At 37.5% G+C, this 18124-nt stretch carries 19 protein-coding genes; 10 read left to right on the top strand and 9 right to left on the bottom strand.

The features are described from left to right. From AC4IFT_RS13800 to AC4IFT_RS13765, 8 genes are all read right to left on the bottom strand, one after another. Complete coding sequence (locus AC4IFT_RS13800) at positions 1–2397, bottom strand: replication endonuclease (protein WP_490751603.1); 2397 nt, start codon at positions 2395–2397, stop codon at positions 1–3. Continuing rightward, positions 2390–2713, bottom strand: a complete 324-nt coding sequence (locus tag AC4IFT_RS13795; RefSeq protein WP_435557599.1) for a hypothetical protein — start codon at positions 2711–2713, stop codon at positions 2390–2392. Before AC4IFT_RS13795 ends, AC4IFT_RS13800 begins: the two co-directional genes overlap by 8 nt. Next, entirely contained in the window at positions 2713–3546 is an 834-nt protein-coding gene (locus AC4IFT_RS13790; protein WP_490751602.1) for a DNA adenine methylase, read from the bottom strand. The genes AC4IFT_RS13795 and AC4IFT_RS13790 overlap by 1 nt, the downstream gene beginning before the upstream one ends. A gap of 1 nt (position 3547) precedes the next feature. After that, positions 3548–3769 (bottom strand): TraR/DksA family transcriptional regulator, encoded by a 222-nt coding sequence (locus AC4IFT_RS13785; protein ID WP_490751601.1) that lies wholly within the window; start codon positions 3767–3769, stop codon positions 3548–3550. Further along, positions 3762–3983, bottom strand: a complete 222-nt coding sequence (locus tag AC4IFT_RS13780; protein WP_369474690.1) for a DUF2732 family protein — start codon at positions 3981–3983, stop codon at positions 3762–3764. The genes AC4IFT_RS13785 and AC4IFT_RS13780 overlap by 8 nt, the downstream gene beginning before the upstream one ends. Before the next feature lie 74 nt (positions 3984–4057). Continuing rightward, entirely contained in the window at positions 4058–4492 is a 435-nt protein-coding gene (locus tag AC4IFT_RS13775; RefSeq protein ID WP_490751600.1) for a DUF5347 family protein, read from the bottom strand. A gap of 1 nt (position 4493) precedes the next feature. After that, a complete protein-coding gene (locus AC4IFT_RS13770; protein WP_219245085.1) occupies positions 4494–4676 on the bottom strand; it encodes a KH domain-containing protein in 183 nt (60 codons plus the stop codon). Position 4677: 1 nt separating this feature from the next. After that, a complete protein-coding gene (locus AC4IFT_RS13765) occupies positions 4678–4950 on the bottom strand; it encodes a Cox family DNA-binding protein (RefSeq protein ID WP_490751599.1) in 273 nt (90 codons plus the stop codon). Positions 4951–5079: 129 nt separating this feature from the next. Here AC4IFT_RS13765 and AC4IFT_RS13760 point away from each other — a divergent pair, with 129 nt between their 5' ends. After that, positions 5080–5373: a helix-turn-helix transcriptional regulator gene (locus AC4IFT_RS13760; protein ID WP_369474697.1), complete on the top strand. Its 294-nt coding sequence runs from the start codon at positions 5080–5082 to the stop codon at positions 5371–5373. A 66-nt stretch (positions 5374–5439) separates the two neighbouring features. Next, positions 5440–6417 carry a phage integrase gene (locus AC4IFT_RS13755; RefSeq protein ID WP_490751598.1) on the top strand — a complete coding sequence of 326 codons (978 nt, stop codon included), beginning with the start codon at positions 5440–5442 and terminating at the stop codon, positions 6415–6417. A 274-nt stretch (positions 6418–6691) separates the two neighbouring features. Here AC4IFT_RS13755 and AC4IFT_RS13750 read toward each other — a convergent pair whose 3' ends face one another. Beyond that, positions 6692–7267, bottom strand: coding sequence for a Spy/CpxP family protein refolding chaperone (locus AC4IFT_RS13750; protein WP_490751597.1), 576 nt, complete (start codon positions 7265–7267; stop codon positions 6692–6694). A 150-nt stretch (positions 7268–7417) separates the two neighbouring features. Here AC4IFT_RS13750 and cpxR point away from each other — a divergent pair, with 150 nt between their 5' ends. The 8 genes from cpxR to AC4IFT_RS13710 all read left to right on the top strand — a co-directional run bounded on the left by cpxR (position 7418) and on the right by AC4IFT_RS13710 (position 18110). Further along, positions 7418–8116, top strand: coding sequence for an envelope stress response regulator transcription factor CpxR (gene cpxR / locus AC4IFT_RS13745; RefSeq protein WP_219245090.1), 699 nt, complete (start codon positions 7418–7420; stop codon positions 8114–8116). Continuing rightward, positions 8113–9483, top strand: a complete 1371-nt coding sequence (gene cpxA / locus AC4IFT_RS13740) for an envelope stress sensor histidine kinase CpxA (RefSeq protein ID WP_047756819.1) — start codon at positions 8113–8115, stop codon at positions 9481–9483. The genes cpxR and cpxA overlap by 4 nt, the downstream gene beginning before the upstream one ends. Before the next feature lie 485 nt (positions 9484–9968). Then, positions 9969–11408 (top strand): capsule assembly Wzi family protein, encoded by a 1440-nt coding sequence (locus AC4IFT_RS13735; RefSeq protein ID WP_490751596.1) that lies wholly within the window; start codon positions 9969–9971, stop codon positions 11406–11408. A 579-nt stretch (positions 11409–11987) separates the two neighbouring features. Next, positions 11988–13373: a flippase gene (locus AC4IFT_RS13730; RefSeq protein WP_490751595.1), complete on the top strand. Its 1386-nt coding sequence runs from the start codon at positions 11988–11990 to the stop codon at positions 13371–13373. Next, positions 13370–14680, top strand: a complete 1311-nt coding sequence (locus tag AC4IFT_RS13725) for a phenylacetate--CoA ligase family protein (RefSeq protein ID WP_490751594.1) — start codon at positions 13370–13372, stop codon at positions 14678–14680. The genes AC4IFT_RS13730 and AC4IFT_RS13725 overlap by 4 nt, the downstream gene beginning before the upstream one ends. A gap of 18 nt (positions 14681–14698) precedes the next feature. Further along, positions 14699–15607 carry a hypothetical protein gene (locus AC4IFT_RS13720; RefSeq protein WP_490751593.1) on the top strand — a complete coding sequence of 303 codons (909 nt, stop codon included), beginning with the start codon at positions 14699–14701 and terminating at the stop codon, positions 15605–15607. Then, the gene (locus AC4IFT_RS13715; protein WP_490751592.1) at positions 15604–16866 is read left to right on the top strand and encodes a glycosyltransferase family 4 protein; all 1263 of its coding nucleotides are present in this window, start codon (positions 15604–15606) and stop codon (positions 16864–16866) included. Before AC4IFT_RS13720 ends, AC4IFT_RS13715 begins: the two co-directional genes overlap by 4 nt. Before the next feature lie 26 nt (positions 16867–16892). After that, positions 16893–18110 (top strand): EpsG family protein, encoded by a 1218-nt coding sequence (locus AC4IFT_RS13710; protein ID WP_490751591.1) that lies wholly within the window; start codon positions 16893–16895, stop codon positions 18108–18110. The last annotated feature ends 14 nt before the right edge of the window (positions 18111–18124 follow it).

Raw genomic sequence — 18124 nt, 5'->3', positions numbered from 1 at the left:
TTACTCCCCTTTCCTTAACTTATTAATTCGCGCCAATGCATCAGCGCACCGTTGTTTATACTTCTGACTTCTAGCCTTGTTTTGTGCTGCTATATCTTGTTTTCTTTGCTCTTTTCCATCTTCTGTTAACTCTAACCTCAGCCGTTCCCCGTCTAATTTCAGATAATAGTTACCGTCGCTAACCCCCATACCTTTCGTAAACATGGTTTCAACGTGTGGAATATTGAAATCAATGCCAACCTCATTGGCAAAAGTAACTATTTCCGACTGAATTTCTTTATCACTCTCGCTTAATTCAATTTTTGATATCTGTCTTTGCTGATTACCCTGTGATATTTCGCTACCTGCGGCGTTATTAGCGTCTGTTTCTATAAACGCGAAACCGTATTCCTTTATGTTGCATACTTCACCTGAACCCTGTTCAGGCTCGTAAAATTGCACATCTGATAGATTGGACGTGATCCGCGATCTACAGTTATTGACAGGACTCCGAGGCGCTCCGCTGTCGCTTCTTAAAAGATTAAGGTCAACGTCAACGGCGCTTTTCTTGACGATTTGATACTTTCTGTCACGTGTTTTAATGACTGGAGTACCGGCTTTTAATTGGTTGTAGATACCAACAACTTTCTGAACATCTTCACCGTAGACATTTACATCACTGATCTCACGAGCAACGCGTATCGTTTCTTCACTCCGGCGAATACATGGGCCACCTTGTGACATAACATATTCAAAGAAATCACCGCTATCTGCTGCCGCGCGTACGCGTTCTGCAACTTCACCAAGCTGATCAGCAATAGAAACGCCACGCAAACAAGAACGACGGCACTCTCGATAAGCGCCTTTTGATGGGAGTTTATAAAAATGAAATTGTGGTATACGCCAAGTTGAAGCCCACGCAGTAACAGCCGCCGCCATACTTTTTAAATCTTTACCGGTTTCGTGGTCTATCTCACCATCAAGGGCGTAACCGTCGATATTTTTAGCGATATATTTTGCGATATAGCCTACTGCGCCGCCGCGGTTCATGTGTTTACATTCAAAACGGTATTTATGTGCGCCGGCCTCGTCACCATCTTCTTTTAATGCACGTTTACGCATAATATCAATGGCATCTGCCCTACTTGCCTTATCAACAAAAAGCAGCATGTGCCAGTGTGGTGTCCCGTCATGATGCGGTTCGACAACACGAACACCATAAACATCAATGTTATTGTCATTAAATGCCGAACGAATACGCGACCAAACTTTGACTAAGTACTGTTGCCCGTCCTTTGGTGTGTAGGCCTCATTTTTCCATTTGCTGTTAAGTACTGCGATCACGTCTTTTTTGCGTTTACGTAGCTTTGTTGGGTGGTATTTTGACGGGCAAGTCATGGTAATAAACATACCAATATCACCACGTTCTTTCGCTATGCGTTCAATCCCCGCCATTTGAGCCATAAGCTCCATGCGGCGAATCTCAGGATTTGAAACACTCGCCATAACTTTATCGAACAGATCAAAGCGCTCACCCGTTTCAACATCTTGAATATCCATACCTTGCAGGTATTGCATATTAGACAATCGCTGCGCTTGCACTGCGCGAATAGCTTGTTTACTCGCATATGGGTTGCGATTTTGGCAAACATCCATATTGGCAATCATTAAGGCTTCTAGCCATTGAGTACGATGGGCTTTTAATTTACGGTTCCAATAATCGACGTTAACTAAGCGAGACACAGCCGCAATAACTTTTCGAACATCTAAATGCTGTTTACCTTTGCCTTTTTTACGATTTTTCAAAACTCGGCAATAAGCTTGATAATAAAGCGGTGCAACATGTAGCCCTTGCCCCAACTCAGCCAAACGCCCGTAAATTTCTGTTTGTACTGAATCTTGATAGATAACTTCACGATCACCGTTATTCTGTTTTGTAAACTTATCGCAATAGGTTTCGTATAAATTGAAGAAACCAGTAGCAATAATTTCAGCCAACTTTTTCACCGATTTATCATTCAAATCAAACAACCGGTTATATTGACTAACATCAGGCGATAAACGAGTTGATATTGTTAATAATGCTTTTGTTTCAATTTCATAACGTGCATTGATAACAAGCAATCTTTGCCATATCTGCTCATGAAAACGGTAATATAAAAAATCGTAGGCTTTACGTAGCCCACTTTCTTTTAATAAGTTGTCATAGTGTTTTTGATATCGATAGCGCAGAACGCGCGGCAATGTTTGAATATCACTTAAAATCGCTTGCCCCTGAACAATTTGTTCACGGGTAAGCGGTCTTTCTATATCGGATTTATAGTAATCATTATCTTTGGGCTTATTCCACGGATAAGGAAATACCATATCCGCGGTATAAGTCAGCGGTAGCGTGGTGAAATCTAATACCTTAGACATTAAGCGCCCCGCCTAATGTTTCAGGTCTTAAAAGATTAATCGCGGTTTCACACCGGCGAGAAATGATATCTACCGCTTCACGATAAACATCTAATGTTTTAATGCCTCGCCCTTTAACGTTTTGAACATGATAAGAAACTAAATCAATTGCCAGCATCCACGGATCAGAATGACAGCAAACGAGGCTATAACAGCGAGTACGGCGGTTATATGACAGTAACCGCCAAATAATTTTATTGTTTTCAGTATCAACATGTCGCTGAATAGCAAAGCGCGTCCCGCTAATGTAAACGCCATTGATAGGATCAAGCATCATTACTTAACCCCCTCTAAAACAGCGATAATCTCTTTTGCTGCTTTACGATTACCATTTGCCGCGATTGTGCGAGGCGCTTCTATTTCATGAATAGTGAAACCAAGGTCAGCGAAAAGTGCTTTAGCTACTGGTGAATTAGAAACGGTGATCGGATTACCTTGATTGTCATTAATATCTTTTAATGCAATAGCTAACGCTTCATGGTCAGCATCGGTAAAGCCAGCAGTATGATATTGAGTGAAGCTATCGCGCCCGCCCATGTATGGCGGATCACAATAGATACCGTCATTATCTTCAACTAATGAAAGCGTATCCTGCCACTCAAGTTTTGCAATAACAGCATTTATCGCTTTCTTACTGAAAGCGATAATTTCTCTTTCTGGAAAATAAGGTTTCTTATATTTACCAAAAGGTACATTGAAATCACCTTTAGAGTTATAACGACAAAGTCCGTTATAACAATGACGATTTAAATAAAAAAACAAACTAGCTAGTTCTAATGGTGCGGGTTTCTCAATATAAGGCAGAGCAAATTTAAGAATATTAAACATATTCCTTGAATAGTAATATGACCATTCGTTGTTGTTACCATCAAAAGATTCTTTAGCATCTGCAATAAATAATTGTGGTGATTCAACTATCTGAATATATAAATTAATTAAATCAGAGTTAACATCAGCAATTAAATATTGCTCATAGTCAGTGTTCATCATAACGGCACATGAGCCGGCGAACGGCTCTACTAAGCGTTTAGTTTTTGGCAAGTGCGGACGTAGCTTCTCTATAATGCGAACTTTAGATCCCGCCCATTTTAGAATTGTTTTATTCGCCATCTCACACACTCCGATAATGCTTGCTTTTAAGCTCTGATACCGTTTGGCAGTCAATGCACAAAGTGCAACCAATGGACGCAATACGGCGGCTTTCAGGGATTGGCTTTCCGCAACTTTCACAAAAGAAAGCCGATACACCGCGCGGGCGGTCAGTAATTGCTTTTATTTGCTGTTCACGGATTAACATTTCGTGGTCACTAGCGCGGTCAATTTCTTTAGACATGATCTAACTCCGCAGCCAGATTTGAATAATGCTCAGACTCATCATGAATTAATTGAATAATTTCATCTGAGGTCATTTGTTCTTTACGTGCTTTGTGTGCAATCGAATCAAGATGATGTGAAAATTTGTCAAATATTGATTTGCGCTCATCTTCTCGATTAGCTTTTATGTTTTCTGCTACAGGGGTAAATATTGGATCAGGAAATGTTCTCATGTTCATTACCTATATTTTGATTGTAAAAAGCCCTGACGAATAAACGTCATTATTTTTTAATAACTAAATTTAAATTAAATTGGCATTACTATATGTGTTGGCAATAATGCGTTTAATGCCTTTATTTGATTAAGTGCATTAATAAACTGTTTTTGTTCGCTAATAATTAAATCGTCAAATCTCATTTCTTTTTTATCACTTAGATTTGCAAGATGAAAAATCATATCTAATATTCTTTTATCTTGTTTACGTAAGTAATCAATGAAACCTGATAATTGTTGATTTTTTGGTTCTTCATTACGGCATTTTAGTAACTGAGTTCTCAACTCTGCCGTTTTGTTCAGTGCTGCGGTACGCTCTGTGAGTGTTCCTCCATCATTAGAGTACCGATCATAAGACTTTCTTTTTATGTTAGGGGCATCAGCCAGCTTTGATTGAAAACTAATAATCTCGGCTGTATTTACTTTCTCGCCTTTATTATCTATTTCTTTCATCGCCGTGTTACCCATATTAAACCCCGTAAAGTTTATCTATATATTTTGTTGCTTCCGCCATTGCATCAAATAACCCGAATGATTGTTCATTCTGTGAAACTTGATAGCGCGTTATCTGGCGTAATTTATTCCGTGGTATTTTTTTTATCGTGAAACCACGATAAATAAAGCAATGAGATTTAAGCTGTAATATTTGCATATTACAGCCCCAACCATAATAACCATGCGTCGCGCTGTTCTTTTGGCCTATTTGTATGAGCCTCATCCATGCCTTTATTAAACGCAGTAATACTTACCCAAATTTCTCCAGCCCTGCTTTTTGGCTTCGTTGGGTCGCGAAATTCTACGATTGGTAACTTTCCACTCTTTACCATTGACTCAACAGCGCCTTTGCTTTTACCGATCATCTCCGCAAATTTTGCTAATGGCACTGCATTAACCGGATATTTGACATTGATTTGCTCTTTGTTCATTTGCTACCCTCGTTAGATCAAACCCTTTAAAACCATTTATAAGTAGTTTTAAAGGGTTTTCCGTTGCCCGAAACCATCCTAAATAGGAATGTTTCGGATAAATCTACATCCTATATAGGAAGGTGTCAAATGAAATTGAGCGAAAAAGTTAAGGCCATCAGAATAGCGGAGGGTCTTAGCCAAACTCAGTTATGTGAAATGATTGATTTATCTATAAGCACACTTGGTAAATATGAAACTGGAGTATATGAACCTAGTGGATTGAATTTATTGAAAATGACGGAGCACCCCAGATTTGAAAAGTATAGCCTTTGGCTAATGACAGGCAAGACAGCCCCTGAAGTTGGTCAAATAGCACCGACTCTCGCACACAATGGGCTAGAGAAAGAAACCTCACGCCAATCAGAGAAGAAAACTGGTTAGACGTTTTATATCTATATTCTGATTACTGCTGGTCACAGTCAGTCAGTTACATCGGAGGGCTTACTTATGGCAATTAAGAAGCTCAATGATGGTCGATACGAAGTGGATTTACGCCCGAACGGGAAAGATGGAAAACGATTAAGACGGATATTTGATCGGAAAGTAGAAGCTGTCACATTTGAAAAATACGCGATAGCAAATGCTAAAAAATTCTCAGGTGACATAGAGCAGGCTGGGAAGGTAAGACTGAAAGAATTACTTGATAAATGGTGGTTATACCATGGTCAAACGTTAAAAAACGGTGTTATCGAAAAAAGGCACTTGCTCAAAACAGTAAAAGCCCTCGGTAATCCAACGATGAACCAATTAGATAAGCACGCACTGCTTGAACATCGTAGCTCTCGGCTAATTGACGGTATTAGCCCTGCAACAATTAACAGAGACTTGTATCGCTTATCTGGGATGTTAACAGCCCTTGAAAAGCTAGAATTATTCAAGAGCAAAAATCCGATAAATGGCTTACCACCACTTAAAGAAAAACAGCCCGAGCTAACTTTTTTAAGCGATCATGAAATAGAAACATTACTTAGCTCTGTGGCTGGTGATTACAAGCTTATCGCCCTACTTTGTTTAAGCACTGGTGCAAGGTGGAGCGAAGCTGAAACATTGCATAGCGAACAAGTCCAAAATGGGCGAGTTACGTTCTTACAAACGAAGAACGGCAAGAAAAGGGTTATCCCTATTTCTGACGAATTGGTAAGCCAAATCAAAACCAAGAAATCAGGAAAATTATTTAAAGTGGATTACAACACCTTTAGAGAAAAGCTAAAGGAAATAAAACCTGATTTGCCACGCGGACAAGCAACTCACGTCTTACGACATACGTTTGCTAGCCACTTTGTGATGAATGGAGGAAATATTGTTGCACTGAAAGAAATATTAGGACACGCGAGCATTAACCAGACAATGGCCTATGCTCATTTAGCACCTGATTATTTGCAGTTAGCAATAAAACTTAATCCACTAAATGGCATGAAAATTTAATTAAATTGAGGTGGGCGACCGTCCACTTTCCGTCCACCTCTGCGAACTTTGATGAACTTTCATAGCCTTTTAAAAATTGATAAGTTGCTGTTTTCAAAGGGTTGAGAATATAACTTATTGAAAAAAAAGCCCCTAACAGGGGCTATAAAAGACAGGGATGGTGTCTATGGCAAGGAAAAACTTCATTTGTTGCTACTTCACTACTTACTTCAAAATTAAGGATCTGAAATTAACTTGCTTACTCAACTACAACTGCGGGTACTCTCAATCTGATTTATTGGAACTGCATCGCTTGATATTCAGCCATTTTGTGTTGGTGAATCTGTTCAAGCTCACTTTTCTGCTCAGGCGTTAATAATTGGTATAATTCATGATGAATTCGTGCCATTTCTACGCGTTGTTCCAACTCTTTTTGCATTCTTTTTTCAAGTTGCTGACGAACCGCTTTATCATCAAAGCTATCCGCTATAATTAATTTATGTAACGCTTCACGCTCTTGCACTAACGCCGTGTTATCAACGTGGTAATGGCGCTGTGTTGCCATCAAATCACGTAGCTGTTGACGTTGCTTTTCATTTAATGTGATGCCATTAAACATAAAGGTGCTGGCACGTTCTTCACTGCTAAACATTTCATGTGATTGAAATGGCACCACAACTTGATGCACTGTTGAAGGTGCTTGCTCAGGCTGCATCTGCAACATTAATGGCGCTGAGCTTTCATCATTCGCCATGTTTTGTGAAACTTCTGCGAAAGCAATTGTTGGCCCGAACACAAATGCAGAAGCTAAAACTAACATTGCGGTTTTATGTACTGTATTATGTACTTTGCTATGTGTTGTTCTAAGCATTTGACACCTTGTCTCCGAACTGTGCTCGTGATTCAATGTGAATAAATATACACCTGTGGCTGCAAACTAGCGTCAGAGCATGTAAAAGAACGTAAAGTCATGGAATCGTACAGATTGTTATCGTATTTTGGCAGGTGGAGGACTTAAAAAATGCATAAAATCCTATTAGTTGATGACGACCGTGAACTCACGTCGCTCTTAAAAGAACTGCTGGAAATGGAAGGTTTCAATGTCGTCATCGCTTATGATGGTGAACAGGCATTGCAACAGATTGACTCGTCCATTGATCTGCTTTTATTGGATGTCATGATGCCGAAGAAAAATGGTATTGAGACACTCAAAGAATTGCGCCAACTTCATCAAACCCCAGTCATTATGTTAACGGCTCGCGGTAGTGAGTTAGATAAAGTGCTGGGCTTAGAATTGGGCGCGGATGACTATCTACCAAAACCGTTTAATGACCGTGAGCTCGTGGCGCGTATTCGTGCGTTATTACGCCGCTCAAACTGGAGTGAACAAACACAGGACAGCAACAGCAATACCCCTGTATTGCAAGTTGATAAACTGCAACTCAACCCGGGTCGCCAAGAAGCCAGTTTCGATAATGAAATTTTGGATTTAACTGGCACCGAATTTACCTTGTTATATCTGTTAGCACAGCATTTAGGCCAAGTGGTTTCACGGGAACACCTTAGCCAAGAAGTGCTGGGTAAACGCCTAACACCGTTTGACCGTGCGATTGATATGCATATTTCGAATTTGCGCCGTAAATTGCCAGAACGCACCGACGGTCAGCCATGGTTTAAAACCTTACGTGGCCGTGGTTACTTAATGGTTTCTGCCACATGATCAATAGCTTAACCGCAAGGATCTTTGCGATTTTTTGGTTTACCCTCGCACTAGTGCTGATGCTAGTGCTGATGGTGCCCAAGCTCGACTCACGGCAAATCACCGTCCTAATGGAAAGTGAACAGCGCCAAGGGGAGATGCTTGAGCAACATATTGAAGCCGAACTCGCACAAGCTCCTATGAATGACCTACTTTGGTGGCGTCGAATTTCGAACGCCATCAAAAAATGGGCGCCGCCGGGTCAGCGGCTAATTATCGTCACCAGTGAAGGCCGTGTTATTGGTGCGATGCCCAGTGAAATGCAGGTGATCCGTAACTTTATCGGTCAATCCGATAACGCCGATCACCCCAAAAAGAAAAAATATGGCCGAGCTGAAATTCTCGGGCCGTTCTCTATTCGTGATGGCGAGGATCACTACCAACTCTATTTAGTGCGTCCTGCCAGCAGCCCACAATCTGACTTTATTAACCTATTGTTCGATAGGCCATTCCTGCTCTTAATTGCCACCATGTTAATCAGTGCACCACTGTTATTATGGCTATCTTGGAGCTTGGCTCGACCTGCGCGAAAACTCAAAATGGCAGCGGATGATGTGGCCAAAGGGAATCTTCGCCCCCACCCTGAACTGGAAGCAGGGCCTCAAGAGTTTCTGTCCGCAGGGAACAGTTTCAACCAGATGATCAGCGCGCTCGATGGCATGGTTAGCGCCCAGCAACGCTTAATCTCTGATATCTCACATGAATTACGAACACCACTCACTCGCTTACAACTGGCAACCGCCCTATTACGCCGTCGCCATGGCGAAAGTAAGGAGTTGGAGCGTATCGAAACCGAAACACATCGTTTAGATAGCATGATCAATGACTTGTTGGTGCTCTCGCGTAGCCAACATAAAAATGAAATCCTGCGTGAAAATATCAAAGCTGATGAACTTTGGGGGGATATCTTAGATGATGCTAGCTTCGAAGCGGAGCAGATGAACAAAACGCTCGATATCACCTCTAATCCGGGCCCTTGGCCGCTGTATTGCAACCCATCAGCGGTGGGCAGTGCGTTTGAAAATATCGTCCGTAATGCGCTCCGTTATTCACACACACATATCGCTGTTGATTTTAAAGAAGAAAACAACGGTATTCTGATCACTGTGGATGATGATGGCCCAGGTGTTAGCCCTGCTGACCGTGAACATATCTTCCGCCCATTCTACCGCACAGATGAAGCGCGAGACCGTGAAACAGGTGGTACAGGCTTAGGCTTAGCAATTGTTGAAACAGCGATTACGCAGCACAAAGGCTGGGTGAAAGCCGATGACAGCCCTCTGGGCGGGTTACGGTTACAGATCTGGTTACCTGAACATGGTCGTTAATCGCTGACAGATATTCCATCCCAAAAGCCTTCTATGTTAAATAGAGGGCTTTTTCACTTCTATTTACCGAATAAATTTATAAGCGCCTAATATAGAATATTCTTATATTGTGTTCTCAGAGCAATAAATCCTAAACCATCCAGCCAAATATTAATCTGTTTACAAAAAAATAAGCATTTCAAACAAAATTAATAATTTATTAATTCAATATAACCAACAGATAAAACTAATTGATATCGCATTGCTATATATCTTAATAGCTTACCCATCCCTATGCCGAATGTATTAATCTGATATTCTCTTTTACTTAATTAAATTGTGATGATTGCTTCTCGACACAAAAGCATAGGTGAGCAAATCATTAGCTTTCACACACTTATAATAAAAAATATCACCACATTTATACTGGTTTAATTTTTAGAGACTTATTTATCTTTATTAACCTGTTCAATATTAGGCGAACTCAACTTCAAACGGATTTATCAATGAAAAAATTCAAGCTTACCAAGCTGGCAATGCTTGCGGTATTAGGCGCAATGAGCGCACACAGTGTGGCAGGGGGATTAGTTTTACCCAATGATAACTTACGTAGCGATTTAGCATGGCTTTCAGAACGTAACGTCATTCAAATTAGCTTATCCACTTGGCCGCTCTCCCAAGAAGAAATCACCCGTTCTTTGAATAATGCGAATATTACCAATAGCGAACAAGAAGCGATTATTCAACGCATTAAGAAAAATTTAGACCGCAAAAAAAACAGCGTTCAGCTGGAAACACACTTTGCTTCTAGCCACAATTCGATGCCACAAGGCTTCGCCCAAAGTGAAAAAAGTGACATCCGTTACACCGTTTCGGGTAACTACAGTACCGATGATGTGGACTTAAACCTCACTGCCAACGGCGAGCGTGCCCTGCGTGTTGAAAACGGGTCAGACTACAACCTGAACGGTTCATACGGCGGCGTTAAAATTTGGAACCAGTGGGTGACCTTCGGTGAAATCCCACAATGGTGGGGCCCCGGCCATGACGGAAGCTTAATCCGTACCGATGCCGCCCGCCCTGTCACTGGCTTTTTACTTCAACGCGCCGACCAAAGCCCATTTGAAACCCCATGGTTGTCTTGGATTGGTTCTTGGCAATACCAGCTCACTGCGGGGCAGATTAAGCAATATGCTGCAGTACCTGAAACCAAACTGGTTGGCTTGCGCATGACGATGAACCCAACCGACTTCTTCGAACTGGGTGGCTCCCGTGTGATTATGTGGGGCGGCGATGGGCGACCAAATAACTGGAGCTCGTTCTGGGATGCCGTTAAAGGCGATGATAATACAGGCGATAAAAATAAAGACCCAGGCAACCAATTAGCAGGTTTAGACTTTAAACTGAAACTTTACCCATTAATTGACCTACCAGTTAGCCTTTATGGACAGGTGGTGGGTGAAGATGTGAATAACTTCTTCCCATCTCAAAATGCATTTATGGGGGGTATTGAAGGCTACCATACATTATGGGGTCAACCGTTAAACTGGTATATTGAAGGTGCAAATACCCATAGCACATGGGATAAAGATAATATCATGTACCGCCACTTCATTTATAAAGATGGTTACTACCAACAAGGCGCCGCTCTTGGTCATGGCATGGGTGGTGATGGCCGTATGCTAACCACCAAAGTGGAATATACCCTTGATGATGATAACCGTGTAAGTACGCGTTTAGTGTATGCCAAAGTCAATAAATCTAACTTTGACGGTAACAAGTTATTCCCTAAATCTGAAACCATTAAAGGTGTCGATATGGGTTGGTGGCATAACTTTGATAACGACGTCAGCACTGATGCAAAAGTGTGGGTTTCTAAAACCGATTATAAAACACGCAATGACGTAGGCGCCGCAGTGACGATAAACGTGCCATTTAAGTGGTAATCACCTTATAGTCACAATCCATACTTCTTATTAAAACGGATTATATGCACACTATAATCCGTTTTTTTTTCGCCAATTTGTTTCTGTTTTACAACAAAACATATCTGGCTGAAAAATGAACATAAAAATTACGTAAATTAATATTACCAATCACTCATATTATTAATCTATTACAACGCCAAATCCGCGTAAAAATAGGTACGTTTTATTTTTGAGCTAATTATGCCCACACTAATCCTAATGATATAAAAGACTTAACTTAAGCAAAATATTTAATCACGGTACACGCGTATAATAAGAATTATAACCTGATAATTTAAAATAACTTATTCATTTGATACTCCTATTAGGACTATTCTCTAAGACAATCGCAGTGATAGTCACTACCTAGGTTTGGTGGTATTATTAAGCGCTTTTGCTTGACCCGATTCGCCATGAGGCATACCTTTGGGCGGCAAAAAACAATAAGCTATGCTTATCAATTGAACACGATAGCAAAAAATGTAACGTTTTCAATTAATAAGTATGCATTTACAACTTCAATGGTGCTCTGGGACCCGATAACCCAGTGCGGTAGCTATGAAACTTAATTACAGCTCAAAATGTACTGTAGTTTTAAATATCAATTTAGAGCAGGCTGTGAAAATAAATATTCACCCCAATTTTTTTATCAAAAAACTATCTAAAAATCCTCAAATAAAAAAAATAATTCACAATAGTGGTTGGTTGTTATTTGATAAACTAATTAGACTAATATTAGGATTATTAGTGGGGGCTTGGGTTGCTCGTTATTTAGGTCCAAGCCAATATGGAGAATTAGCTTTTGTTTTAACCTATCTTGCATTCTTTCAAGCCGTAGCGATTTTAGGTGTAAATGGAATTGTTGTAAGAGATATTTCAAAACATGATGAGCAATCAGGAAATATTTTAGGTACTAGCTTCTTCTTGCAAAGTATAGCTGGAGGTATTTGCTGGATTGCCGCTATCATCGGAATGTCAATAATGAATGGTTTTAATGACCAAAGCGTTATTTTAACTGCCATTCTTGGAGCTGGTCTAGTATTTCAAGCCGCGGATACGATCGATCTATGGTTCCAAAGTCAAAGCCAAAGTAAACGTACAGTTTTAGCAAAATTGGTAGCTTATGCTATTTCAAATGGATTAAAAATAATATTAATTCTCTCTAATAGCTCATTGATATACTTTGCTGTTGTTACTGCAGTTGAAGCAATGATAAATGCAATAAGTTTATATTATGCATATCGAAAATACCCTTGCCCGCAAAAATGGTCAGTAACATTTGATTTAATTAAATCCTTATTGAAAGAATCATGGACTTTTCTACTTAGTGGATTAGCAGTTGTTATTTATATGAGGATAGATATAATAATGATTGATGATCTTTTAGACGCAGAGAAATTAGGAATATACGCTGCTATTCTACCATTATCCGCACTCTGGCAAGTTATACCTATGTCCTTATATACCAGTTTGATGCCTTTAGCCAGTAGAGCAAAGCATGAGAGTGAAGACAAATATTGTAGTTTATTAGGCAATCTCTTTTGGATATACTCTATTATTGGCTGGCTCACTTGTATTCCCATGTATTTCCTTTCTCCCTACATAGTATCAATATTATATGGTGAGCAATATGCTATTGGAGGTCATGTATTATCCATATATGTCTTCACTAATTTATTTATTTGTAGTGGAGTAGCACTTGGATTTTGGGTTATTAATGAAAAAAAAGGTCATTTAAGTTTAATAAGGACATGTTTAGGTGCCGCATTTTTAGTTATGCTAAATATTTTTTTAATTCCAAAGTTTGGTCTTCTAGGAGCTGCCATTTCGGCTGTTCTAACTCAAGCCTTTTCTAGCGTACTCCTAAATATAATTTTTGCACCATCGATTTTCAAAGTTCAAATTTTATCTATTTTCCTAATAAGGACAAAATATAAGCCATGAAAATTATAAATAAAATAATAAATAAATTAGCAATTTTCAAATATACGTTATCATTGAATAAATTAGAAAAATCAATTCACCTTTTTTATCTATCAAAAAAAAATATGAGTTTTGAAAAATATAGTGATAGTTTAAAAAATAAAATACTTAATTATACAAGTTCGAATGTAAAATATTACAAAAAAATTTCAAGCCCTGATTTAAAGCTATTCCCGGTTACCTCAAAATCACTTTTTCAATCTGAAAATGAGAATGACTTTTTATCTAGGTACTTTCCATTAATGGCACGATATAGAATGAATACAGGTGGAAGTACAGGTGAGCCATTTCATTTTTATGTGGGTACACAAGCTGGATATATAGATAACATCCATCAAGAATGCCAACATATAAAAGCTGGATTTACCGATGGTGATAAAATATACACTATTAACGGCTTTATGCCTGACGAATTAGACATAAAAAATAATAAATTTTGGCGCGAAAGAAAAAATAAAAAACAAATGCCTTTCGGAAGTAAGGAATTTAGCTCTCATTTTTTAAATAAAAAGAATATCAAATATTTTCTTGATGAATTAAAACAAAATCCACCTAATTTCATTCGCAGCTACCCGTCATCAATGTGTGACTTAACATCATTACTGATTGAATTAGGGTTTGAATCTAAGCCATTTAATTTAAAAGGAATACAGTTAACCTCAGAAAGTATATCTCCACAACAAGAGAAAGCAATCCAAGACTACTGGGGAAACATAATTTATTATCAATATGGGCACTCTGAAGCATCTGTAATAGCATCTAAACACCCAAATGAAAATTTTTATTCATTTTCACCACTATATGGTCATGTAGAAATACTTGATGACACTGGTAACCACGTTAATCAAGGGGAAGAAGGTCGAATCGTAGTTACCTCATATCACAACTATGCGCGTCCTTTTATACGATATGATACTGGGGATCTTGCTATTTATAAAGACTCCGATAATGGTGTAGTTAAAGCTTATAAGATCATAGGTCGAGCCCAAGATTATGTAATTGATAAAAATCACAATGAATTATCCGTAACAGCGCTTGTTTTTGGGCAACATTTTTCAGCATTTAAGAATATTATAGCTTGGCAAATAGAGAACCAAGAGGCAGGTAAGTTAGTTGTAAATATTGTAAAAGGACAATCTTTCAATTCTGATGATGAGTTTGAAATCAAGACGAAACTAAGTTTTGAGAATAGATTTAATGTACAAATAAATTATGTTAATGAAATTAAAAAAACAGTTAATGGAAAACATAAATTAATCGTCAGATAATTTATCTAAAATTATATCATGAAAAAAAATAATCTAGCTCCAGTTGTTTTATTTGTATTTGCCCGACCAGAGCATACAAAAAAAACCATTTCTGCACTATTAGAAAACCCAGAAGCGAAAAACACAGATTTAATCATATATGCAGATGCAGCAAAAAATGAAGAACAACTGAAATCGGTCGAATTAGTCAATAACATTATTACTGATATTACAGGTTTTAAGAGTGTAGTTATTAACCGTAGAACAGCAAACTATGGTCTTGCCAAAAATATTATAGAGGGTGTTAGCGCTGTTTGTGAACAATATGGAAGAGCGATTATCCTAGAAGATGACATTGTTACATCTCCATTTTTCTTAAGCTTCATGAACTCTGCACTAACTAAATATCAAAATACAAAAGAAGTGTGGCATATCAGTGGTTGGAATTATCCATTAAAGGATACCACCGAATTACCTGACTGTTTTTTATGGCGAACAATGAATTGTTGGGGCTGGGCTACATGGAAAGATAGATGGGAATATTTTGAAAAAAAACCAAAAGACATTAAAAAAAATTGGGATAGTGAGACTATATATAAATTCAATCTTGACGGTTCCTACAATTTCTTTTCACAAATCGAAGAAAATATAACTGGAAAATTAGATACATGGGCAATATTTTGGTATGCAACTATATATACACATAATGGCCTATGCTTAAATCCAACAAAAAGTTATGTTGTAAATATTGGTAATGATGGTAGTGGTGAAAACTGTGGGCATAATGACATTTATAAAAGTGAATTAGCTCAAAAAAAACCAACTATTTGGCCTAATATTTTTATTGAAGACTTGAATACTTTAGAACTAATTAAGCGTTTTTACAAAGCTAATCAACCTAACTATATTCGACGTATTTTAAGTAAGATAAAGCGAGTTTTTTTATGAAAATCCTTCATATCTCCCATTCAGATATTGTAGGGGGTGCGGCCAGAGCTTCATATAGGTTGCATAAAGCCCTTTTAAATTCAGATATTGATTCCCAAATGATGGTACGCGTCAAAAAAACTGATGATTGGACAATACTTAATCCAAAGTCTCATTTAAGCAAGTTAGCATACACATTCAGTCCAACAATCGGTTCTTATATAAATAAGTTACAGAAGTCAAAAAATATTAACCTGCGTTCTGGTAACTGGCTTCCTTCAAATTGGGCAAACAAAATTAATTCAAGCGATGCTGACTTAGTTAACATCCATTGGATTGGTAACGAAACTTTATCAATAAGAGATATTGGTCGAATAAAAAAACCTATTGTATGGACCATGCATGACATGTGGCCATTTTGTGGAGCTGAGCATTATGCTGAAGATAGCATAAATGCTAGATGGCGGTCTGGATATACAAAAGGAAATAGATCAAATAATGATAGTAAAATTGATATTGATAAATTAGTCTGGTTGCGAAAAACCAAAGCTTGGAAAGAAACTAATATATATACGGTCTCACCTAGTCAATGGTTGGCTGAATGTGCCAAGCAAAGCTCATTATTCCAAAACAGGCCTATCACCGTCATACCAAATCCTTTAGATACTGACATTTACAAACCGTTAGATAAAAAGATCTGTAGAGATATCCTAAAGTTACCACAAGGAAAAAATATAATTTTATTTGGTGCAATAGGTGGAGGTAATGATCCTAGAAAGGGTTACGATTTACTCATTAATGCGTTAGGTAAGCTTAAAAGCAAGATTGATGTTAAGTCAACTATTTGTGTAGTTTTTGGACAAAGTAAGCCATACAAATTACCTGATTTGCCATTTACTACTCTTTGGCTTGGTCACCTTTATGATGATACTACACTTTCACTACTATATAACTCTGCGAATGTCATGATTGTACCATCGCGAGTAGATAACCTACCACAAACAGCAACAGAAGCTCAATCTTGTGGCATACCCGTTATCGCATTTAATACAACAGGATTACAAGATATTATTGCCCATCTAGAAACAGGCTATTTAGCTAAAGCATTTGATACTGAAGACATGGCTAATGGAATCCAGCTAATCTTAAATGAACAAAATAATAATGATAATTTTTCTATACAAGCAAGGAAAAGAGCAGTTCATCTTTGGTCAACCCAAACTGTAATTTCTCAATATCACAATTTATATAAAGAAATATTATTTTTGCATAGGAAATAAACTATATGCTCTATAAGTTTTGGAAAATGAAAGAAGTTCACATAAACAGTGAATTTTATTTTTTCTTTTTTTTCCTTTCGAGTTTAGCGATTATACTATCAACTAGTATATACATATCAATGTTTATCATTGGGTTAGCTCTGATATTTACGGCTAAAAAAAAAGTAACTAACATATTTTCTATTTTTTTCCTTCTGTTTTATTTACTATTTTTTTGCTTATCCTTTACCATGCGACAATATGGTTTTTTATTTGGTGATGCCAGTGATGATGCTCCAACTTATTATTATTGGTATCTTGAGAGGCTCGGAGATATCTCAGCTAGTTTCAATCGAGAAATTATCTTTTGGCTACCTTTGGACTTAATATCATTACTAGTTGGTAAACTAAGTTTTTTTTCATTTACATTAATTGTGAATGTCTTTATGATGTGTGTACTTTTTTATGCTATCCGCCCTTTTAAAGCTTACAGCATTATATATATATACATATTGTTCTTTTTATTTCACTCAAATATATACACTCTAGTTCATATATATAGGCAAGCTTTAGCAACATTATTTTTGATGATATCCATTTATTATTACTTACACGAAAACAAGAAAAAATCATTTTTCTTTTTTATGATTGCATTTTTATCGCATAACACGGCAGCGTTCGTATTTATCCCTATATTTCTAATGGAAATGAGTGTGTTTTTCTTAAATAAAAGAAAAAATATTCTAATAAAAATATCATCAATATTATTTTTAGCTTTTATATCACTCTTGCTTATATATCTTTCTCTTTATTTTTTTCCTAATGCCATTGGTGAGCTAGAATATAAAACAGATTATTATATGAGTAATGATAACTATGTATCATTTGATAAATTAAGTCTTTTTATAATTCTAGCTAATTTATGCATGTTGTATTACTCAACAAATAATAACGTGAAAAAAATAGCTTTTTCATTTATCTTATTACAATCATTATTTTGGGCATGGGGAAACTGGTCATTTTTAGCTCGAGTTAATTTACTAACTTTGCCCTTGACTATGTATCTGTATTTTTTTATGAGTTACTATCGATGCATTAAATATCCTAAGATATCTATATTAGTTATATTTTTATTAGCAATTCTAGCCCTCATTAACACAAGCTATATCAGTTTTACCAACAGTGAGAGTATATTAAAAATACTTAATAATAACTCATTCCTACACTTATCTACTGGTTTTGTTAAAACATTACTGTACTTATAACACTATTTTAAAAT

The sequence above is a fragment of the Providencia sp. UF-183 genome, assembly GCF_058246155.1.
Note: the sequence above shows the minus strand (reverse complement) of the source record. Positions and strands in the feature narration are given on the sequence as shown.